At 66.4% G+C, this 20,143-nt stretch carries 17 protein-coding genes and 2 tRNA genes; 12 read left to right on the forward strand and 7 right to left on the reverse strand.

The annotated features are described in order from the left end of the window. The first annotated feature begins 63 nt into the window (after positions 1–63). A complete protein-coding gene (locus B5520_RS08125; RefSeq protein ID WP_079596572.1) occupies positions 64–1,743 on the forward strand; it encodes an AMP-binding protein in 1,680 nt (559 codons plus the stop codon). A gap of 70 nt (positions 1,744–1,813) precedes the next feature. On the opposite strand, the gene B5520_RS08130 is transcribed toward B5520_RS08125, so the two are convergent. The 3 genes from B5520_RS08130 to B5520_RS08140 form a co-directional block, all read right to left on the reverse strand. Further along, positions 1,814–2,620: an ABC transporter permease gene (locus B5520_RS08130; RefSeq protein ID WP_079596573.1), complete on the reverse strand. Its 807-nt coding sequence runs from the start codon at positions 2,618–2,620 to the stop codon at positions 1,814–1,816. Beyond that, positions 2,620–3,588: an ATP-binding cassette domain-containing protein gene (locus tag B5520_RS08135; protein ID WP_079596574.1), complete on the reverse strand. Its 969-nt coding sequence runs from the start codon at positions 3,586–3,588 to the stop codon at positions 2,620–2,622. The genes B5520_RS08130 and B5520_RS08135 overlap by 1 nt, the downstream gene beginning before the upstream one ends. A gap of 113 nt (positions 3,589–3,701) precedes the next feature. Then, complete coding sequence (locus tag B5520_RS08140) at positions 3,702–4,700, reverse strand: DNA-3-methyladenine glycosylase family protein (protein ID WP_079596575.1); 999 nt, start codon at positions 4,698–4,700, stop codon at positions 3,702–3,704. Between the two features lie 151 nt (positions 4,701–4,851). Between B5520_RS08140 and B5520_RS08145 the strand changes: the two genes are divergently transcribed. From B5520_RS08145 to B5520_RS08170, 6 genes are all read left to right on the forward strand, one after another. Then, positions 4,852–5,271, forward strand: a complete 420-nt coding sequence (locus tag B5520_RS08145) for a VOC family protein (RefSeq protein WP_176156827.1) — start codon at positions 4,852–4,854, stop codon at positions 5,269–5,271. A gap of 17 nt (positions 5,272–5,288) precedes the next feature. Further along, entirely contained in the window at positions 5,289–6,674 is a 1,386-nt protein-coding gene (locus B5520_RS08150; protein WP_079596577.1) for a cystathionine beta-synthase, read from the forward strand. Between the two features lie 38 nt (positions 6,675–6,712). Continuing rightward, complete coding sequence (locus tag B5520_RS08155; RefSeq protein ID WP_079596578.1) at positions 6,713–7,876, forward strand: cystathionine gamma-synthase; 1,164 nt, start codon at positions 6,713–6,715, stop codon at positions 7,874–7,876. Positions 7,877–7,993: 117 nt separating this feature from the next. Then, positions 7,994–8,503 (forward strand): winged helix-turn-helix transcriptional regulator, encoded by a 510-nt coding sequence (locus B5520_RS08160; RefSeq protein WP_079596579.1) that lies wholly within the window; start codon positions 7,994–7,996, stop codon positions 8,501–8,503. Then, positions 8,500–9,846: an MFS transporter gene (locus B5520_RS08165; RefSeq protein ID WP_079596580.1), complete on the forward strand. Its 1,347-nt coding sequence runs from the start codon at positions 8,500–8,502 to the stop codon at positions 9,844–9,846. The genes B5520_RS08160 and B5520_RS08165 overlap by 4 nt, the downstream gene beginning before the upstream one ends. Positions 9,847–9,871: 25 nt before the next feature. Next, positions 9,872–10,642: an SDR family oxidoreductase gene (locus B5520_RS08170; RefSeq protein WP_079596725.1), complete on the forward strand. Its 771-nt coding sequence runs from the start codon at positions 9,872–9,874 to the stop codon at positions 10,640–10,642. 99 nt (positions 10,643–10,741) lie between these two features. Here the strand turns inward: B5520_RS08170 and B5520_RS08175 are convergent, their stop codons facing one another. Genes B5520_RS08175 through B5520_RS08190 form a run of 4 tightly spaced genes read right to left on the reverse strand, consistent with a single transcriptional unit; the run spans position 10,742 to position 15,291 of the window. Further along, positions 10,742–11,941 (reverse strand): acyl-CoA dehydrogenase family protein, encoded by a 1,200-nt coding sequence (locus tag B5520_RS08175; RefSeq protein WP_079596581.1) that lies wholly within the window; start codon positions 11,939–11,941, stop codon positions 10,742–10,744. A gap of 7 nt (positions 11,942–11,948) precedes the next feature. After that, positions 11,949–13,472: an APC family permease gene (locus tag B5520_RS08180; protein ID WP_079596582.1), complete on the reverse strand. Its 1,524-nt coding sequence runs from the start codon at positions 13,470–13,472 to the stop codon at positions 11,949–11,951. After that, positions 13,469–14,680 carry a glutathionylspermidine synthase family protein gene (locus B5520_RS08185; protein ID WP_079596583.1) on the reverse strand — a complete coding sequence of 404 codons (1,212 nt, stop codon included), beginning with the start codon at positions 14,678–14,680 and terminating at the stop codon, positions 13,469–13,471. Before B5520_RS08185 ends, B5520_RS08180 begins: the two co-directional genes overlap by 4 nt. A 2-nt stretch (positions 14,681–14,682) precedes the next feature. Beyond that, complete coding sequence (locus B5520_RS08190; protein WP_079596584.1) at positions 14,683–15,291, reverse strand: Tat pathway signal protein; 609 nt, start codon at positions 15,289–15,291, stop codon at positions 14,683–14,685. Between the two features lie 161 nt (positions 15,292–15,452). Here B5520_RS08190 and B5520_RS08195 point away from each other — a divergent pair, with 161 nt between their 5' ends. The 5 genes from B5520_RS08195 (at position 15,453) to B5520_RS08215 (ending at position 20,097) form a co-directional block, all read left to right on the forward strand. Beyond that, positions 15,453–16,109 (forward strand): MOSC domain-containing protein, encoded by a 657-nt coding sequence (locus B5520_RS08195; protein ID WP_079596585.1) that lies wholly within the window; start codon positions 15,453–15,455, stop codon positions 16,107–16,109. Between the two features lie 404 nt (positions 16,110–16,513). Continuing rightward, positions 16,514–18,637, forward strand: coding sequence for a DEAD/DEAH box helicase (locus B5520_RS08200; protein ID WP_079596586.1), 2,124 nt, complete (start codon positions 16,514–16,516; stop codon positions 18,635–18,637). A 437-nt stretch (positions 18,638–19,074) separates the two neighbouring features. Then, positions 19,075–19,146 (forward strand) — tRNA-Thr (locus tag B5520_RS08205). 61 nt (positions 19,147–19,207) lie between these two features. Continuing rightward, a tRNA-Met gene (locus B5520_RS08210) sits at positions 19,208–19,281 on the forward strand. 588 nt (positions 19,282–19,869) lie between these two features. Next, entirely contained in the window at positions 19,870–20,097 is a 228-nt protein-coding gene (locus tag B5520_RS08215) for a hypothetical protein (protein ID WP_104443458.1), read from the forward strand. The last annotated feature ends 46 nt before the right edge of the window (positions 20,098–20,143 follow it).

Raw genomic sequence — 20,143 nt, forward strand, 5'->3', positions numbered from 1 at the left:
TTCTGTTGCGCCGGGCCAGCCTGAATGCTTCTTTTGCCGGGGACGTGTTGGTAGCGTGCCACCATGCGTGCTTATACAGCCGGGGACACTGACGTTCCACTGCTCGAAGAGACCATCGGCGCGAACTTTGAGCGGGTTGTGGCACGGTTTCCGTACCACGACGCCCTCATCGAGGCGGGGCCGGTGCCGGGTGCGGACGCCCGGCGGTGGAGCTACGCCAAGATGAACGACGACGTCGACCGGCTGGCCCGTGCGCTCCTCGCCGTGGGCATCGCCAAAGGGGACCGGGTGGGAATCTGGAGCCCCAACTGCGCCGAGTGGACGCTGCTGCAGTATGCCACTGCCAAGGCCGGCGCCATCCTGGTGAACGTCAACCCCGCCTACCGCAGCCATGAGCTCGAGTTCGTGGTGAAGCAGAACGGCACGCGGATGCTGGTGACGGCGCCGTCGGACCGGAACAGCGACTACGTGGGCATGGCCCGCCATGTGCTTGCCGAATGCCCCGGGCTGCGCGAACTCGTGTTTCTCCCGGGGCCAGGAGGCGACGGGCGCGACGACGGCGCGACACCACTCACTGACGCGGAACTGACGTACGCCGAACTGCTGAAGAGGGCGGACGGCGTCGGGCATTCCCTACTTAAGGCCCGGATGGCGGAACTGAGCCCGAACGACCCCATCAACCTGCAGTACACCTCCGGCACCACAGGCTTCCCGAAGGGCGCCACCCTGACCCACCACAACATCCTGAACAACGGCTACGTCATCGGGGAACTGCTGGGCTACACCGAGCATGACCGGGTAGTGATCCCGGTGCCGTTCTACCACTGCTTCGGCATGGTGATCGGGAATCTGAACGCGCTGAGCCACGGCGCGGCCACCATCATTCCCGGGCGGGGATTTTCGCCGGCGGCAGCACTGGAGGCGGTGCAGGACTTCGGCGGGACGTCCCTGTACGGCGTGCCCACCATGTTCATCGCCGAGCTCGCCCTCCCGGACTTCGCCTCATACGACCTGTCCACCCTCCGCACCGGCGTCATGGCGGGCTCGCTGTGCCCCATCGAAGTGATGAACCGGGTCATTTCCGACATGAACATGAAGGATGTGGCCATCTGCTACGGCATGACCGAAACGTCGCCGGTTTCCACGATGACGCGGCAGGGGGACACGCTGCAGCACCGGACGGAGACGGTGGGCCGGACCATGCCGCACCTGGAGAGCAAGATCGTGGATCCTGCCTCCGGTGAGGTCCTGGGACGCGGGCAGATCGGTGAACTGCTCACCCGCGGTTATGCGGTCATGGCCGGGTACTGGAACCAGCCGGAGAAGACCGCCCAAGTGATCGACGCGGACGGCTGGATGCACACCGGAGACCTGGCCCGGATGGACGATGAAGGATTTGTGATCATCGAGGGCCGGATCAAGGACATGGTGATCCGCGGCGGTGAAAACATCTACCCGCGGGAAATCGAGGAGTTCCTCTACACGCACCCGGCCATTAGGGATGTGCAGGTGATCGGCGTCCCGGACGACAAGTACGGCGAGGAGCTGATGGCCTGCATCATCCTCAAGCCCGGGGCAGAGCCGTTGAACTCCGATGCCGTTGCCGGGTTCTGCCGCGGGCACCTGGCGCATTACAAGATCCCGCGCTACGTCGAGGTGTGGGACAGCTTCCCGATGACGGTGTCCGGAAAGGTCCGCAAGGTGGAGATGCGCGAGGAAGCCGTGGCACGGCTGGGGCTCTAACTGCAACGACCGTATGATTCTGCGAGGGTTTATTGGGCCAGGAGTGACCCCGCGTTGCTTTAAGAAGTGGTTACTTGATGTTCCGGTTGATGGCCTTCACGCCAACAACGAGTCCGACGGCGGCCGTCACCGAGGCGGCGAGCAGGCCAAGGAGGGTGTCCGTCCCGAAGCTGCCGGCGAAGAGTTCCCGTTCAGCGTTGACCAGGTAGGTCAAGGGGTTGAAGAGGCTTGCGGTCTTCATCCAGGCCGGCCCGGCTTCGATGGGGAGCATGATGCCGGAGAGGATCATCAGCGGGAACAGCAGTGTCTGCTGGACGCCCCAGAAAATCCACTCCTTGTTCTGCGACACGAGCGCCAGGGCGTAGGAAAGGGCGCCCAGTCCGATCCCGAAAATCCCCAGGATCACCAGGCCGATCAGCACGTGCAGGGGGTAGAAGACGAAACCGAACGGAATGCACACCAGCGCTATCAGCAGCCCCTGGACCACCAGCGGCGCCCACTCCTTCAGGGCCCGGCCGATCATCAGCGACGACCTGGACAGCGGCGTGGCCAGGATCCGCTCGTAGGAGCCTGTCATCAGTTCATACTGCAGGTTGGACCCGGTCATGGACGTGCCGAACAGGGCAATCATCACCACCACGCCGGGCAGGAACCACTGGAGCGTGGACTGGCCGCCGAATGCCGGCGCGCCCACGGCCGCTCCCAGCAGCGGACCGAACAGCCCCAGGAACACCAGCGGCTGGATCAGCGAGAAGATCAGCGAGAACGGGTCCCGCAGGGGCAGCAGCATCTCGCGCCAGAACACGTATTTGGTGTCGCGGAGGATCCGGCCGAGGCCGGGCTTCTCCCGGACCTCTGACGCGGCGAGCGAAGTCATCAGCGGTTCGCCCCTTCCCTCAGGTTGCGGCCGGTCAGTTCCAGGAACACGTCGTCCAGGGTCGGCGGCTTCAGCTCCAGGGACTGGGCGGGAGCGCCGGCGTCGTGCATTTCCTTCAGGAGCGCAGGTGCCAGACGGGCACCTTCCGGCAGGCGGAGCCGGAACGTCACCACGCCGTCGAGCCGGTTTTCCTGTACCTCGCCGCCCGCTGCAGCACGCCCCAGCAGCCCCCGCACGTCAGGCGCTGCGTCCGCGGCGACCTCCACCGCAAGCAAGTCACCTGCCAGGTTGGCCTTCAGCCGGGATGCGGTGTCATCGGCGATGATCTGGCCGTGGTCTATGACGATCACCCGCTCTGACATCGAATCCGCCTCGTCCATGTAATGCGTGGTCAGGACGATGGTTGTGCCGTTCTCCTCGCGCATCCGCATGATGTGCTCCCACAGATTGGCCCGGTTCTGCGGGTCCATGCCGGTGGACGGCTCGTCCAGGAACAGGAGCTGCGGGGAATGCATCAGGCCCAGCGCCACGTCCATCCGGCGCCGCTGGCCGCCGGACAGTTTCACCACAGTGCGTTTTGCGAGGTCGGCGAGATCGAGGGATTTCAACAGCTCCTGCGCGCGGGCCGATGCGTCCGCGGAATTCATCCCGTAGAAGCGGCCCTGCATCACCAGCTCGTCAATGACCCGGAAGCTGTGCCCTCCGCCGTTGCCCTGGCCGATGTACCCGATCCGCGCGCGCACTCCCGCCGGGTCCTCGGTGACGTTTACGCCGGCGACGGTGGCCATGCCGGAGGTGGGCCGAAGCAGGGTGGTGAGCATCCGCAGCGTGGTGGACTTTCCCGCGCCGTTGGGACCCAGGAAGGCCACCAGTTCGCCCCGGGCAACATCGATATTGACGCCCTTGACGGCTTCTACTGTTTCCTTCTTCACCGTGAAGGTCTTGGTGAGCTTTTCCGTGTGGATCATGCTGACTCCAGAGGTGCGGGGCGGGGCTCCGGGACGGGCTCCTTGCGCCACGCTACTCCCGCAGGACGTGCCCGTCCACGCATTCCCGTCCAGGCAGGACGTTCTGCCGGGCCTTAGTGCCGGCGGTGGTCCTGGATGGTCATCCGCGGGCCGAAGGTGGGTTTGCGGAAGCCGGTGCTCTGGATCATCCGGACCACGCGCTGCCGCTGCCCCGTCCACGGTTCCAGCAGCCGGAGCATGCCGGCGTCGTCAGTCCTGCGCCCGGTCAAAGCCGCCCCCACATAAGCGGCCAGATGGTAGTCACCCACGGAAATGGAGTCCGGGCAGCCGTGCGTCCGCTGCACCACTTCCGCGGCGGTCCAGATGCCGATGCCGGGGATGGTCTGCATCTTCGCCGAGGCCTCACGGGCCGGCAGGGCTGCCAGGCGTTCAAGCGCGACGGCGGAACGCAGCGCGCGCATGACCGTTGCCGAGCGCTGGGGTCCTACACCTGCCTTGTGCCATTCCCAGCTGGGGATCTGCAGCCACTGCGCGGCGGTGGGTGCAACCACCAGGCCGGCAGGGGTGGAGGCGCCGGCCCGCGGAGGCGGTGTGCCGTACCGGTGCACCAGGTACCGGTAGGCCCGCCTCGCCTCGATCACCGTCACCTTCTGCTCGAGAATGATGGGCACCAGCTGGTCCACCATGCGGCCACTCGCGGGAAGGCGCAGGGCCAGGCTCCGGCGCCGTGCTTCCCGGACCATGAGCGGGAGGGTGGCGTGGAAGGCGGGCTCGTCAAAGGCGCGCCAGTCATCGTCAGCCCCCAGGAGCCGTGGGACTGCCTCCACTGCGGCGGCAGCACCCGGACCCCACGCCTGGACGTCCACGAAAGGTTCAGCCACGGCACTGGGGCCGTCGCCACCGCCCGCCGGGCTGAGCCGCAGCGTGGCCGGACCGTCCGGCGTTGTATACGCATTCCAGATGACATCGCCCTGGATACTGAACGACGGATCGCTGGTGCCGCGCAGGAGTGGTCCGAGGGTCCGGCCCAGGCTGAAGGGGCCACCCGGATACCAGCGCAGGGAGACGTCGGCGGCAGCGGCCAGCCGGGGAGGTGCCTCTGCGATGGTCATGCCTCCATCGTCCCACGCGGGGCCGACAACGCTGCCGGACGTGCTCCGGCAACCGGCAAAAACACCCTTATCCAACGCTCCATCCGGGACTAGACTCCAGCGTGTGGCGCGGAATCGCTGCGCCTTTCCTACAATCCGGCAGGTGAGCGCATTGGGTGCAGTGGTACATTTCGAAATCCCCGCGGACGATCAGGAGCGGGCCAGGAAGTTCTACCAGGAGGCCCTCGGCTGGCGGATCGATCCCGTCCCCGGCATGGACTACAACATGGTGGTCACTACTCCGATGGACGAGTCCACCGGGCAGCCCACGGAAGCAGGCGCCATCAACGGAGGCCTGATGGCCCGGGAACCGGACCTCAAGAACCCGGTCATCACCATTGACGTGCCGGACATCAACGCCACCCTGCAAACCGTTGAATCGATGGGCGGAGCCGTGGTGAAACCCAGGGAAACCATTCCCGGGATGGGCTCCTTCGCGTACTTCAAGGACACCGAGGGCAACGTGATGGGCCTGTGGGAAAACCTTCCGCCGGAGGAGGCAGGGCAGGCGGGGCAGGCCACCGGGCAGTAAGCGGTAGCTTTGTACCTATGAAGTACGCCCAGTCCATCCTGGACCTCATCGGCAATACCCCGCTCATCAAACTCAACCACGTGACCGACGGCGTCAAGGCCACCGTCCTGGTCAAGCTGGAGTACCTGAACCCGGGCGGTTCCATCAAGGACCGCATTGCGGCGCAGATGATTGAGGATGCCGAACGGGAGGGCAGGCTGCAGCCCGGCGGCACCATCGTGGAACCCACCTCGGGCAACACCGGAGTGGGCCTGGCGCTCGTGGCCCAGCAGAAGGGCTACAAGTGCGTGTTCGTGGTCCCGGACAAGGTGGGCGAGGACAAACGCGCCGTACTCCAGGCCTACGGCGCCGAAGTGGTGGTCACGCCCACCGCGGTGCCACCGGACAGCCCGCAAAGCTACTACGGCGTTTCGGACCGGCTGGTCCGCGAGACCCCCGGCGCCTACAAGCCGGACCAGTTCTCCAACCCTGCCGCCCCGGCCAGCCACTACCGCACCACGGGTCCGGAGATCTGGCGCGACACCGACGGCAAAGTCACCCACTGCGTGATCGGCGCCGGCACCGGCGGGACCATCACCGGCACCGGCCGCTACCTCAAGGAGGTCTCGGCCGACAGGCCGGAGTCCGACGGCGGCCTGGTCCGGATCATCGGCGCCGACCCCGAAGGATCGGTCTACTCCGGCGGCACCGGGCGCCCGTACTTCGTCGAAGGCGTGGGTGAGGACATGTGGCCGGCGAACTATGACAAGTCCGTCCCGGACCAGGTGATCGCCGTCAGCGACGCCGACTCCTTCGCCATGACCCGCCGCCTCGCCCGTGAGGAAGGCCTGCTGGTGGGCGGCTCCTCCGGCATGGCCGTGGTGGCCGCGCTGCAGGCGGCACGGGACCTGCCGGAGAGCGCCGTCGTCGTCGTGATCCTGCCGGACTCCGGCCGCGGCTACCTGGCGAAAATCTTCAACGACCAGTGGATGCGCTCCTACGGCTTCCTCTCCGGCGGGGAAGAGACGTCCGTGGGTGAGGTCATCAAGTCCAAGAACGGCGAACTGCCGGACCTGGTGCACATCCACCCGAACGAGTCCGTCCGCGATGTCATCAACATCATGAACGAGTTCGGCGTCAGCCACATCCCTGTCCTGTCGCAGGAACCGCCGGTGGTCATGGGCGAGGTCCTGGGCGCGGTGGACGAACGCACCCTGACCGCCAAGCTTTTCCGCGGCGAGGCCAAGCTGACGGACAAGATCTCCGAACACATGGGGCCCAAGCTGCCGGTGATCGGATCGCTGGAAACCATCTCCGCGGCCAGGGAGCTCCTCTCCGATGTGGACACCGTCATGGTCACGTTCGTGGGCGCGCCGGTGGGCATCCTCACCAGGCACGACCTGCTGGCCTACCTCAGCAACTGAACCTGCTTCCCCGAACTGCTCACCCGATAAGGAGCATGATGTCCGCCTCTGAAAACCAAGGTTTCAACACCCGAGCCGTGCACGCCGGCCAGGCTTTCGAACCCCGCACCGGGGCAGTGGTGCCGCCGCTGCACTTCAGCACCACCTATGCGCAGGACGGCATCGGCGGACTCCGCGACGGCTATGAGTACGGCCGCGGCGGCAACCCCACGCGGGACGCGCTGCAGGAACAGCTGGCCGCCCTGGAGCTGGGCACCCACGCCTACAGCTTCAGCTCGGGTCTCGCGGCGGAGGATGCGCTGATCCGCGCGCTGACCCGGCCCGGTGACCACATCGTGCTGGGCAATGACGCCTACGGCGGAACCTACCGGCTCATCAGCCGGGTCCTCGGCGACTGGGGGATCGGCAACACTCCCGTGGACATGGCCAACCTGGATACCGTCCGGCAGGCCGTCGCCGCCAACAGGACCCGATTCGTGTGGGTGGAAACCCCGTCCAACCCGCTCATGAAGATCACCGACATCGCCGCGCTCGCGGACATAGCGCACGACGCCGGGGCCTTCCTGGTGGTCGACAACACCTTCGCGTCCCCCTACCTGCAGACACCGCTCGCCCTGGGTGCCGACGTTGTGGTCCACTCCACCACCAAATACATCGGCGGGCACTCCGACGTGGTGGGCGGCGCCGTGGTGGTCAAGGACGCGGAGCTGGCCGAGAAGATCGGCTTCGTCCAGTTCGCGGTCGGCGCGGTGTCCGGCCCCATGGACGCCTTCCTGACCACCCGCGGCCTGAAGACCCTGGGTGTACGGATGGACCGGCACAGCCTCAACGGCCAGGCCGTTGCCGAATGGCTGCTGGAACGCCCGGAGGTGGAGGCGGTCCTGTACCCGGGGCTGCCCAGCCACCCCGGCCACGAGCTCGCGAAGAAGCAGATGCGGAGCTTCGGCGGCATGGTCTCCGTCCAGTTCAAGGGCGGCGAGGCGGCGGCGCGGAAGGTGGCCGAGTCCACGTCCGTGTTCGTGCTGGCGGAGTCGTTGGGCGGCATCGAGTCCCTGATGAATTACCCGTCCGAGATGACCCACGCCTCGGTCAAGGGCACCGAGCTGGCCGTTCCCGTCAACCTGCTTCGCCTGTCCTGCGGCATCGAGGACGTGGAGGACCTGATCGCGGACCTGGAGCAGGCCTTCACCTCCATCCCGTAAGTCGTGTCCGACACCGCGAGATTGCACTTCACGGCAATGTTTCCGGCAGAGATTGCCGCGAAGTGCCATTTCGGCGAGTGCCTGGCTTTCTTCAAAGAAGTCAGCTAGGGTGCCCGTATGGCACTTCGATCTGACTGGTCCCGGCGTACGTGCAGTATGGCCCGGGGCCTGGACATCCTGGGCGACCCGTGGACCATCCTTGTCCTCCGCGAAGTCTTTTTCGGCAACGGGCGCTTTGACGCCATCAAGGCCCGCCTGGAAGTTGCGGACTCGGTGCTCACCAAGCGCCTGGCCGGCTTGGTGGAGTCCGGGCTCCTGGAGAAGAAGGCGTACGACGACGGCGGCCGCACCCGCCAGGAATATGTCCTCACCCCCATGGGCGAGGATGCCCTGCCGGTCCTGAATGCCGTGACCATCTGGGCGGAAAAGCATCTTCCGGCCCCCTCGGACAAGGCCCATATGTACGTGATCCATTCGGGCTGCGGGAAGCGGACCAGCTCCGCGGACACCTGCACCGGGTGCGGCGAGCGGCTCACCGCCGCCAACACCAGCTGGCACAGCCAGTCCAGGTCGGAGCAGCCCGTCCCGCTCTCGACCGCCGCGGTCCGGAAGGAAGCTGCAGCATGAGCACCCTTCCCGATGAAGCCGGTGTGCCGGACGAAACAACAGTTCGCCCAAGCCCGCGGCGCCGGCTGCACCCTGCCTGGATTGTGGCGGGCGTGGCCTTCCTCGCCCTGGTGGGAGCCGCCGGGTTCCGCGCCGCCCCGGGCGTCCTCATGGTCCCCCTGCAGCAGGAGTTCGGCTGGTCCACCACCGTGCTGTCCGCGGCGGTCAGCATCAACCTGGTCCTCTTCGGCCTCACGGCACCCTTTGCCGCTGCCCTGATGGAACGCTTCGGCATCCGGAAGGTCACGGCCACGGCGCTGGTGTTGATCGGCGCCGGCAGTGCCCTGACCGTGCTGGTAAACCAGTCCTGGCAGATCCTCCTTACCTGGGGATTGCTGATCGGGCTGGGCACCGGGTCCATGGCACTGGTCTTCGCCGCCACCATCGCCAACACCTGGTTCGTGAAGAGCCGGGGGCTGGTGATCGGCATCCTGACGGCCGGCAGCGCGGCAGGCCAGCTGGTCTTCCTGCCGTTCATCGCGGTGCTCGCGCAGGATCCCGGCTGGCGGCAGGCCTCGCTGCTCATCGCCGCAGGTGCCCTGGCAGTAGTCCCGCTGGTGCTGAAGTTCCTCAAGAACTCCCCGGCCGACGTCGGCGTCCTGCCGTACGGAGCGGAACCAGCCGCCGCAGCGCCGGCCACTGAAGCCACCTCCGGAGACGCAGCCCCGCGCGGCAATGCGGCGATGCGCGCGCTGCAGGTACTCCGGCGGGCCAGCCGGGTCCGGACCTTCTGGGCGCTGGTGGCGGGCTTCGCGATCTGCGGGGCAACCACCAACGGGCTGATCGGCACCCACTTCATCCCGTCCGCCCATGACCACGGCATGCCGGAAACCACCGCCGCGGGCCTGCTTGCCGTCGTCGGGATCTTTGACATTGTGGGGACCATCGCGTCCGGCTGGCTGACCGACCGCTTCAACCCACGCATCCTGCTTGCCGTCTATTACCAGTTCCGGGGCATCGGCCTGCTGGTGCTGCCGCTGCTGCTGAGCGCCGAAGTGCAGCCCAGCATGATTGTGTTTGTGGTGATCTACGGCCTGGACTGGGTTGCCACCGTCCCGCCGACGGCCGCCATCTGCCGGGAAACCTTCGAAGCGGACGGCAGCGTGGTCTTCGGCTGGGTCTTCGCGGCACACCAGCTCGGAGCGGCCGCTGCCGCCCTGGGCGCCGGGTTCATCCGGGACGCGACGGGCCAATACACGTACGCGTGGTTCGGCGCGGCGGCCATGTGCACCATCGCGGCGGTCATCAGCGCCACGATCCGCCGGCATGCCGCCCCGCGCGAAGAGCCGGTCCCGGTGCCCTAGGCGAATGGCCTATTACGCTGGTGCCATGGAAACCCCTTCGCAAGGCGCTGTGCGCAACACTGCCCTGATCACGGGTGCCGGACGGCTGGCGGGCATCGCCGCCGGCATTGCCCGCCAGCTCGCGGCCGACGGCTGGGACCTGGTCCTGTCCTATTGGCAGGAGTACGACGAGCGGATGCCGTGGGGGAGTGAACCCGAGGACGTCATCCGGCTGACCGCCGAGCTCGAAGCCATCGGCGCCCGGGTCCACGTCCTGTCCGCCGACCTGCAGGACCCCGGCGTCCCGGACCGGCTGGTAGCGGAGGCCGTTTCGCTTGCGGGACCGCTGCAGGGGATGGTGCTCAGCCACGCGGAGTCCGTGGACTCAGGAATCCTGGACACCAGCCTGGAATCCTTCGAGCGGCATTTCGCCGTGAACACCCGGGCCAGCTGGCAGCTGATTGCCGCGTTCGCGCGGCAGGCAACGGACGACGGCGGCGCGATCGTTGCGCTGACCAGTGACCACACAGCGTTCAACCTTCCCTACGGCGCGTCAAAGGGCGCGCTGGACAGGATCGTGATCGCGGCGGCCCGCGAGCTGGGTCCGCAGGGCATCTCCGCCAACGTCCTCAACCCGGGTCCGGTGGACACGGGCTGGATGACGGACGACATCCGGCAGGCCGTCGTCGAACGCCAGCCCACCGGCCGGCTGGGCACTCCCGCTGACGTTGCCGGCACCGCAGCCTTCCTGCTCTCGCCGGCAGGCCGCTGGGTGTCCGGCCAGCTGATCAAGTCCGACGGCGGCTTCTCGGCCTAGGTGCCCGGCCCACCTTCCACGGTTCCCGCCCAACTAGGTAGCGCTATCTGTCGTTTTGACCACTCAAAACGACAGATAGCGCTACTTACTTGGGGTGGGTCAGCGGAAGGCGCCGAGGCCGGTGATGTGCTGGCCGAGGATCAGGGTGTGGACTTCGTCGGTGCCCTCATAGGTTCGCACCGACTCCAGGTTGGCGGCGTGCCGCAGCGGCGGGTAGTCCAGTGTGATGCCGTTGCCACCCAGGATGGAGCGGGCTTCGCGGGCGATGGCCAACGCCTCCCGGACGTTGTTCAGCTTCCCCAGCGAGATCTGCTCGGGCCTCAGCGTTCCCGCGTCCTTGAGCCGTCCGAGGTGCAGTGCCAGCAGCGTGCCCTTCTGGATCTCCACCAGCATGTTGACCAGCTTCTCCTGGGTCAGCTGATATCCGGCCAGCGGCTTGCCGAACTGCAGCCGCTCCTGCGAGTACGCCAGTGCCGCCTGGTAGGAATCCCGCGCAGCCCCCATCGCGCCCCAGGCGATGCCGTACCGTGCCTCGTTCAGGCAGGTGAGCGGAGCGCCCAGGCCACGGGCGGCCGGCAGCAGGGCCTCGGGTCCCAGCCGGACGCCGTCGAACACCACATCGCATTGGATGGAGGCCCGCATGGACAATTTCTGCGTGATGGGAGTGGCCGTCACGCCCGGGGTGCCGGCGAGGACCAGGAAGCCGCGAACGCCGTCGTCGGTCCTGGCCCACACCACCATGACGCCCGCCACTGACGCCAGCCCGATCCAACGCTTGGCGCCGTCCAGCACCCAGCCTGCCTGGTCTCCGGCGCCGTCACGGCGGGCGACGGTGGTCATGGAGGAGGGGTCGGAACCGGCCGTCGGTTCGGTCAGGGCAAAACATCCAATGACTTCGCCGGCCGCCATCCGGGGCAGCCATTCCTGTTTCTGCTCCTCGGAACCCCACTTGTGGATGGCGGTCATGGCCAGGGAACCCTGCACCGAAACGAACGTGCGGATCCCGGAATCGCCCGCCTCCAGTTCCATCGCAGCCAGGCCGTATTCGACGGCGGACCTCCCGGGGCACCCATAGCCCTGCAGGTGCATCCCCAGGACGCCCAGCCGGCCAAGTTCAGGGGCAAGCTCCAGCGGGAACACGGCGGCGTCGTACCAGGCGGCGATCCCGGGCCGGATCCGCTGGTCCGTGAAGTCGCGGATCTTCTGGCGCACTGCCAATTCTTCCGCGGTCAGGAGTACATCCAGGTCCAGGACATCGGACGGGTCGGGACTGGCTGATAGTTCGGCTGCGTCGGTCATCAGGGGCCTATGCCGTGGTCGCGGCGGAGGTCACGGCCGTGGGCTTGCCCGTGAAGTAGCCGCGGGTGGAGGGCAGGAACCGGCAGACGACGGCCAGCACCACACCCAGCGCCAGCAACACCACACCGCTGATGAACGCCCCGCCGACACCGAAGATCTCGGTATCGCCGTAGGCCGGGTCCCACATCTGCACGGCCGAGACAAAGAACGCGCCTGTCAGGAGCAGCGCGCCAACCAGCGGCAGGATCCCGCGGAACCAGAGGTTACGGGCCGACTCGCGCAGGGTGCCCCGGAAGTACCAGAAGCAGGCGAAACCGGTGAGGGCGTAGTAGAAGGCGATGAAGAGGCTGATGGAGCTGATGGAATCCGAGAGCAGGTTTTCGCTGAGGAAGCTCATGGCCACGTAGTAGGCGATGGCTGCCGCGCCCATCACCTGGGTGGAAAAGCCGGGGGTTTGGTTCCGCGGATGGACCCTGCCGAACCTGGCAGGCAGCGCACCATGCACCCCCATCGACAGCGTTCCGCGGGCGGTGGGCAGGATGGTGGTCTGCGTGGAGGACAGCACCGATGCCAGGACAGCGACGACGATCAGCCAGCCCCACGGGCCGAGCACGACGTCCTTCATGGCCACGAACACATCGTCCTGGTTGGCCTCGTTGCCCAGGCCGATTCCCTCGCTGCCCACGGTGGCGTACATCATCACCAGCAGGGCCACGGAGACGTAGATGGCTACCAGGACAAAGGCCGAGATGACGGCACCGCGGCCCGGCGTGACGGACGGGTTCTCCGTTTCCTCGTTCACGGCCAGGCAGGTATCCCAGCCCCAGTAGATGAACAGTGCCAGGAGCGCCCCGTGCACCACCGCCCCGGGATCGGCGAAGGCGCCGGCGGGGTTGAACCATTCAAGGTCGAATGCCTGCCCCTCCGGCGCCCCGCCGACGATCCGGACCACGATGGCCAGCGCGAAGATTCCCAGGGCGATGTATTGCACGTAGGTCAGTACCCGCTGGACGTGCTCGCCCAGCCTGATGCCGCGGTAGTTGACCAGGGTCATCACGGCGATGAACAGCACGCCGGTGGCGGTGACCAGGATCTTGTTTTCCGCCAGCGCCCCGTCGCCCACCAGAAGCCAGAGGTACTGGCCGGCCACCTGCGCGAGGTTGGCCAGGACCACGATGCCGGCGAGCGCCACACCCCAGCCGCCCAGCCAGCCGGCCCAGGGCCCGAAGGCGCGGCGGGACCAGGTGAAGGTGGTGCCGCAGTCCGGGATGGCGCTGTTCAGCTCGCGGAAGGCGTAGGCGATGAACAGGACAGGGATGAACCCGATGAGCAGGATCAGCGGAGTGTAGTTCCCGTTGACCGCCACGATGAGGCCCAGCGTAGCGGCAAGCGAGTACACCGGCGCCGTGGAGGCCAGGCCCAGCATGACGGAGTCACCAAGGTCCAGGATTCCGGCGCGCAGTCCCTTGGCGGGGACCGGGGTGCCGGGCGCTCCGCCCTGGCCGCCCGCCGTCGTGGTGTCTGTGCTCATAGTTGGATACCTGCTTTGCTGGAGGAGGCCGCAGCCGAAAGGGGTGCCGGCGCGTCGATGGTGTTGGGCACGAAGCGGCAGAAGTAGTCGGTGACGGGGCCGTCCGATTCGCGGATGCCGCAGCCTACGGATTCGCCGTCCACCACCCACAGGCCCAGGACGGGATGGTTGCCGTCGAAGTCCGGCAGCGGGTGGTACTGCTGGTAGCACCAGCCCTCGCGGCCGTACCCGCCCGGCTGTTCCAGGTTGATGCCTTCGGCGTGGATCTTGATGTTGTCGCCTTCACGGCCGTGCAGTGGCTTGGCCACCCATTCCTTCAGCGGCCCCGGCTCGTTAAGGTAGGCGGGCAGCAGGTTGGGGTGCTCCGGGTACAGGTGCCAGAGGGCGGCCAGGAGGGCCTTGTTGGAGAGCAGCATCTTCCAGGCAGGCTCCACCCAGCGGGGGTTGTGCGCGCGTTCCAGCAGCCGGTGCCCGAACGGCTCCTTCATCATCAGCTCCCACGGATACAGCTTGAAGATGGTGCTGATCATGAAGTTGTCCAGGTCCACGAAGCGGTTGAGGTTGGGGTCCCAGCCAATATCGGACATGTTGATCCCGATGGTGGTCCATCCAGCCTGGCTGGCGACATCCCGCATGTAGGCCGCGGTCATCCAGTCTTCACCGGATTCCTCCACCTCCGAGTGCGCCACGTGGAGGGTGCTCATGCCGGTGCGGTACTGGAACTTCTTCCACTGCCGGATCAGGGCTTCATGGATGCCATTCCACTGGTCCTTCTCCGGGAAGACGTCCTGCAGCCAGAACCACTGCGCCACTGCGGCCTCGATCAGGCCGGTGGGGGTGTCGGCGTTGTATTCGAGCATCTTCGCCGGGCCGCCCTGCCCGTCGTAGATGAAGTCGAACCGGCCATAGACGTCCACGTCGCCGGCCTGCAGGGATTCAGCGGCCAGCTCCAATGCCTGCCGACCGATGCCGATGGTGCCCATGGCTCCGGTGGCAAGGAATTTTGCCGCCTCGATGCACATCCGGTGCATCTCTTCGGCTGTCTCCTCGAGGGCTTCCACCTCGTCCATGGTGAACTCGTAGTAGGCGGATTCGTTCCAGTATTCGATCTTCCGTCCGTCATCCATGGTGGTTGTGGAGAAAACCAGGCCCTGCTCTTCGATCTTCTGCTTCCAGCCCGGCCTGGGTTCAGAGGGCAACCGCTTCACGCTCAGCCCCCCGAGACTTTGCCGCCGCCGCCACCGCTGGTTCCGCTTTTGGCGCTGGTGCCGAAGCCGCCCCTGCTGACGGTGCCGCCCTGGGTGGTGTAGCCCGTTGAGGCTTTCGCGCCGCTGGGCACGGTCCGGGTGTAGTTGGGAGCCGTGGACCGGTTCTGTCCCACTGCCGGAACGTAGGCGCCACGGGAGAAGAAGTACCAGGCGTAGATGCCGCCGGCCCTCCCTGCAGAACTGTCGCAGCTGGCATCCTCGACGCGCTCGCCGGTTTCATCGTTGAAGCACACCTGCGCGTATTCGGGTTCGTCCTGGTTGCTGGCAACCACTGCGGTGATGGTGCCGGCCAGCAGGGCGGTCACGCCAAGGCCGACGACGACGGTGCGCCGCTGGGAGCGCTTCTTCCGGGCCGCCGCCTCGTTAAGCTGCTTCTCCCGGTCCCGGGCAAACGGGTCCACCGGGGTGACGGGTTCGTTGAGCAGTTCCGGGCGGAGTTCCGGTTTAGGTACCTGCCATGGGGGAGGCTTGGGGCTGCTGCCCCCGCCGGCGCCCTGGGCGCTGCCCGGCTCGCGCTCCGGATCCTTCGGATCCCCGGTGTTCGGGTCCACGGTGTCCCCCCTCTGTTGTCCACGGAAATTGGGCACAGCGCTGCACCCCCAAATGCAAATCTTCAATTCAGCGTAGTCCTTGCCGGCCGGGGCTGCGAGCGGGAAACGGGGGAGCGCTGCCCATCCGGTCCGGCACGGGTCCGGGACCCTACACTGGAGCCATGGAAACCGCGTCCGTGCTTGCCGTCTGCCGTGTCCACCAGCTCCTGCCCGACGCTTCGAACGTGGGCGTGACGGCGATTGACAAGCGACCCGTGGAAGGGCCAATCAAGGTGCACCGGCTGGGCCTGCAGGGAGACATCCAGGCAAACCGGGTCCACCACGGCGGCCCGGACCAGGCCATCTACGCCTATTCCCAGGCCGACGCCGACTATTGGGCCGCCGAGCTCCAGCGTGACGTGCCGCCGGGCATCTTCGGCGAGAACCTCCGGGTAACAGGCATCGACGCCACCTCCGCCGTGATCGGAGAGCGCTGGAAGATCGGGCTCGGCGTCGAACTGGAAGTCACGTCCCCCCGCACCCCCTGCGCCACCTTCCAACGGCGGCTGGGGGAGCGCGGATTCGTCAAACGCTTCACCGATGAGGGCAGGGTGGGCGCCTACCTCCGGGTGATCCGCACCGGAACCATCCAGGCCGGCGACCATATCCACCGGACCTTCGTTCCCCGGCACGGCGTCACGATCGGCCGGTGGTTCAGCGAGCCGGACGTGGAGGCCATGGAAGCGCTCAAGGATGCTGACGCCGACGGCGAGATCCGTCTGCAGCAGCCGGAATTCACCAAGAAGTTCGAGGCGCTCCAGCGGCAGCTCCGCGGCTAGCGGGGGAAAGTACGACGGCGGAGGCGCACCGTGTGCGCAAGCTCACCGCCGCCGTCGGCCGCCTGATTTCCGGTGCGCACCTTCCGTACCGTACACTTGAAACATCCCCCACTCCGGAAATCCCTTATTCCTGCCCAATTTTTGAGGCAGGACTGGCAAGTGTTGGGGCCCGCACAAGCGATGCGGGCATTTTCATAGGGAGAGCCGGCTAAAGAAAACGCTGTACAGACTGCTGGGATAGCAGCCAAGAGATGCAGCGCGAAGTCCTGCCACGGGATTGCGAAAGCGCCGGACTTCTGTGACCGGCCGGTCAATGTTTGCCCGGCATCCACGGCACACGTACTGCGGCTCCGCTCACCTCGGGTAGTGCCGCCTGGCCCCCTATGGATGAGGAATATTTCCCTATGCCCGAAAATTACAACGACTCCGTCGACACCCCGAACACCGTGAACGACGCCCCCACCGCGGCTGTCGAATTCACCGAGGCCGTTGCCCCCGCAGCAGAGCCCGCTGAAGAAGCCGCTGCCCCGGCAGCAGAACCCGCCGCACCCGCCGCAGAGACGTCCGCTCCCGCCGCCAAGGTTGAGGAAGACGATGAAGAAGGCATCAAGTTCGCCGACCTCGGCATCGACGGCCGCGTCCTGGCCGCCCTGCAGGACGTCGGCTACGAAAAGCCGTCCCCCATCCAGGCAGCAACCATCCCGCTGCTGCTTGAAGGCCGCGACGTTGTGGGCCTCGCCCAGACCGGCACCGGTAAGACTGCAGCATTCGCAGTACCGGCACTGTCCCGCCTGGCAGAGCTCCACGACCTCAACGGCCCGTCCCGCAAGACGCAGGCCCTGGTGCTGGCTCCCACCCGTGAGCTCGCGCTCCAGGTTGCCGAGGCCTTCACTTCCTACGCCAAGCACATCGACGACTTCACCGTCCTTCCCGTCTACGGCGGCTCCGCCTACGGCCCCCAGCTCGCAGGCCTGCGCCGCGGCGCCCAGGTGGTTGTGGGTACCCCCGGCCGCGTGATCGACCACATCGCCAAGGGCTCCCTTGACCTGTCCGAGCTCCAGTACCTGGTGCTGGACGAGGCTGACGAAATGCTCCGCATGGGCTTCGCGGACGATGTTGAGCAGATCTTCCAGCAGACGCCCGAGGACCGCCAGGTTGCACTGTTCTCTGCCACCATGCCGAGCCAGATCCGCCGCATGTCCAAGCAGTACCTGAACAACCCGGCCGAGATCTCCGTCAAGTCCAAGACCACCACCGGCGCCAACACCCGCCAGCGGTACCTGCAGGTCATGGGCCCGCACAAGCTCGATGCGATGACCCGCATCCTCGAGGTTGAAGAGTTCGACGGCGTTATTGCCTTCGTGCGGACCAAGATGGCTACCGAGGACCTCGCCGACAAGCTGAAGTCCCGTGGTTTCCAGGCGGCCGCCATCAACGGTGACATCCCGCAGCAGCAGCGTGAACGCACTGTGGACGCGCTGAAGGAAGGCCGCATCGACATCCTCGTGGCCACCGACGTCGCAGCCCGTGGCCTTGACGTGGAGCGCATCAGCCACGTCATCAACTACGACATCCCGCATGACACCGAGTCCTACGTGCACCGCATCGGCCGTACCGGCCGTGCAGGCCGTTCGGGTGACGCGATTCTCTTCATGACGCCGCGCGAGAAGTACCTGCTGCGTTCCATCGAGAAGGCCACCCGCCAGCCGGTGGAGCAGATGCACCTGCCCACGGCGGAGACCGTGAACACGCTGCGCCTGGGCAAGTTTGCCGAGCGCATCACGGAGACCCTGGCCTCCGAGGACGTGGCTCCGTTCCGCGACCTCATCGCGTCCTACGAGGAAGAGCACAACGTTCCGGCCTCGGAGATCGCAGCCGCCCTTGCCGTGATGGCCCAGGGCGGACAGCCGCTGCTGGTCAAGGAGCTCCCCGCAGCTCCCGAGTTCCAGAAGCGCGAGCGCTCCAAGGACGGCTTCGGCTCCCGCGGCCCCACCCGTGCGCTCACCGAGGGCAACGCCACCTACCGGATCGCCGTGGGACGCCGCCAGCGCGTCATGCCCGGTTCCATCGTGGGCGCCATCGCCAACGAGGGCGGCATCTCCTCGGCGCAGATCGGCGGCATCGACATCCGCTCGGACCACTCCCTGGTGGAGCTGCCCGCGGACCTGAGCCCCGAGCAGCTGCGTGCCCTGTCCCGCACCCGGATCGGCGGCGAGCTGATCCACCTCGAGCTCGATAACGGACGCAAGCCCTCGGGCGAACGCGGCGCCTACCAGGGCAACCGCGGCGGCGACCGTGGCGGCAACTTCAAGGGCAGCGGCGGGTTCAAGAAGGAGTTCCGCAAGAACGACGGCGAGCGCACCTCCGCGGACCGCGGCGGCCGCTCCTACAGCGAACGTTCCGAGCGCTCCTTCGGCGACCGTGGCCAGTCCAGTGACTCCCGCTTCGGCGGCCACGGCGACGGCTCCCGCAAGCCCCGCGGCAACGAGGGCGGACACCGCGACTTCAACCGCAAGGGCAAGTGGTAACCGTCAGGTAGTCTGACATCCCCGATGGGCCGGCTTTCGAGCCGGCCCATCGGCATTTAACGCACGACGGCGGGTGGCCCCCGGCGTCGTCCGGTCCTTGCCTTTCCCGCAGCGGGTGACGTCGCCGGCGGCCCAGGACAACGCGGGGTCACTCGTGGCCCGTGCCGCGCCTGGAATTGGGCCGGAAGTGACCCCGCATTGATGCCGTGAGCGGATAAAAACTTTTCGGTGTGGGACTCGCCACACTTCACGCATCTGGCGGGTCTGCGCGCGGCCCTTGGCGTCCGGGAGGTGCTGGCTGGTGGCCCCGGAATCCCTGTAATGGCGCGGAAAAGCGACCCCATGAAGGGGAGAATCGCAACTGTTGCGCCGCTTCCCTTCCGCCCGCGGAGCCGATTTGTTGGTGGGAAAATCTTCCGGTAGAGTATTTACTCGTTGCCCCCCTAGCTCAGTGGTAGAGCGCGTTCTTGGTAAGAACGAGGTCACCGGATCGATTCCGGTGGGGGGCTCTGAATGAGGGCCTGTGTCAAGGCGGTTTTGACCGGCTTGACGCAGGTTTTTCTCATTCGTGGCGGTGTAGCTCAGTTGGTTAGAGCGCACGACTCATAATCGTGAGGTCGGGAGATCGAGCCTCCCCACCGCTACAGGCTAAACCCCCGGAATCCCCGAGATTCCGGGGGTTTTCCTTTTTACCGGACCTACCCGTGTAGAAGACTTGTCTCTGGAATTCCCTAAAAGAGAGCCACATTCTCCGCGAGGTGGCTGTTAAATGGCTGCTCGCAGCCCTGCGCGGGGCTGTGCGGGCGCAGGAAGGCCCTTGTCGGCCCTCTGGGGCTCGAAGCTCCGCCGGGTCGTCTTGTCCTGGCCTGCTGCCCATCAGGGCCTCAGGCGGGCTTAGAGGGACCCACCAGGGGATAGCGGTCCCGTCGCTAAAACTTCCTACTGCAGCCAGGAGTTCTGCCTTGAGCAGTTGAAGTAGAACCTCCGTCTGAAAATCGAAAGGTCACCGGATCGACGCCGGTCGGAGCCACCAGCTAGAACCCCGTAGTTCCCAGTGTTTACAAGGGGAACGGCGGGGTTCTTTCGTTGTTTCGCCAGTCGGGCAGTTTTGCATAAATCAGCTTGGATCAGCCTGGTTTTGGTACGGACCCTTGGTATTCCCTTGGTAGGTAGGGCGTTGGAAACGCTTGTGGACGGCGACTCAAGCTGGCCTCCAAACTTCCCGGAGGGGGATGCCTCCACCTAAGGTCGGGTTCCTGTGCGAAAGCGAAGGACAGGGCGTGATCACCGGAGCCGCGGCAACACCCATCGCCAACTCATTGACGGAAAAATACGTCGTGCAGCGCTACCTGCGCCCGGACCTGCTGCAGGCTACCGGGATCGAGGGCCTCAACACTTGCCCGCCAACTGAACAGGCAGAGAAAGCCCTAGCGGCACCGTCCAACACGTCGACGCACTAAAGCCGCAAAAGCTGACTCTGCACGCATCGACCAACTCGTGGCCGAC

Origin of the sequence: Arthrobacter sp. P2b (assembly GCF_900168295.1) — a bacterium.
Classification (GTDB): domain Bacteria; phylum Actinomycetota; class Actinomycetes; order Actinomycetales; family Micrococcaceae; genus Arthrobacter.

What these genes read in the sequence shown, in the direction of transcription:
- B5520_RS08160 (WP_079596579.1), top strand. Translation starts at nt 7,994, where the DNA reads ATGGCACTTCGATCTGACTGGTCCCGGCGTACGTGCAGTATGGCCCGG.
- B5520_RS08140 (WP_079596575.1), bottom strand. Translation starts at nt 4,700, where the DNA reads ATGACCATCGCAGAGGCACCTCCCCGGCTGGCCGCTGCCGCCGACGTC.
- B5520_RS08200 (WP_079596586.1), top strand. Translation starts at nt 16,514, where the DNA reads ATGCCCGAAAATTACAACGACTCCGTCGACACCCCGAACACCGTGAAC.
- B5520_RS08130 (WP_079596573.1), bottom strand. Translation starts at nt 2,620, where the DNA reads ATGACTTCGCTCGCCGCGTCAGAGGTCCGGGAGAAGCCCGGCCTCGGC.
- B5520_RS08135 (WP_079596574.1), bottom strand. Translation starts at nt 3,588, where the DNA reads ATGATCCACACGGAAAAGCTCACCAAGACCTTCACGGTGAAGAAGGAA.
- B5520_RS08170 (WP_079596725.1), top strand. Translation starts at nt 9,872, where the DNA reads ATGGAAACCCCTTCGCAAGGCGCTGTGCGCAACACTGCCCTGATCACG.
- B5520_RS08155 (WP_079596578.1), top strand. Translation starts at nt 6,713, where the DNA reads ATGTCCGCCTCTGAAAACCAAGGTTTCAACACCCGAGCCGTGCACGCC.
- B5520_RS08215 (WP_104443458.1), top strand. Translation starts at nt 19,870, where the DNA reads ATGCCTCCACCTAAGGTCGGGTTCCTGTGCGAAAGCGAAGGACAGGGC.
- B5520_RS08125 (WP_079596572.1), top strand. Translation starts at nt 64, where the DNA reads ATGCGTGCTTATACAGCCGGGGACACTGACGTTCCACTGCTCGAAGAG.
- B5520_RS08150 (WP_079596577.1), top strand. Translation starts at nt 5,289, where the DNA reads ATGAAGTACGCCCAGTCCATCCTGGACCTCATCGGCAATACCCCGCTC.
- B5520_RS08175 (WP_079596581.1), bottom strand. Translation starts at nt 11,941, where the DNA reads ATGACCGACGCAGCCGAACTATCAGCCAGTCCCGACCCGTCCGATGTC.
- B5520_RS08165 (WP_079596580.1), top strand. Translation starts at nt 8,500, where the DNA reads ATGAGCACCCTTCCCGATGAAGCCGGTGTGCCGGACGAAACAACAGTT.
- B5520_RS08195 (WP_079596585.1), top strand. Translation starts at nt 15,453, where the DNA reads ATGGAAACCGCGTCCGTGCTTGCCGTCTGCCGTGTCCACCAGCTCCTG.
- B5520_RS08180 (WP_079596582.1), bottom strand. Translation starts at nt 13,472, where the DNA reads ATGAGCACAGACACCACGACGGCGGGCGGCCAGGGCGGAGCGCCCGGC.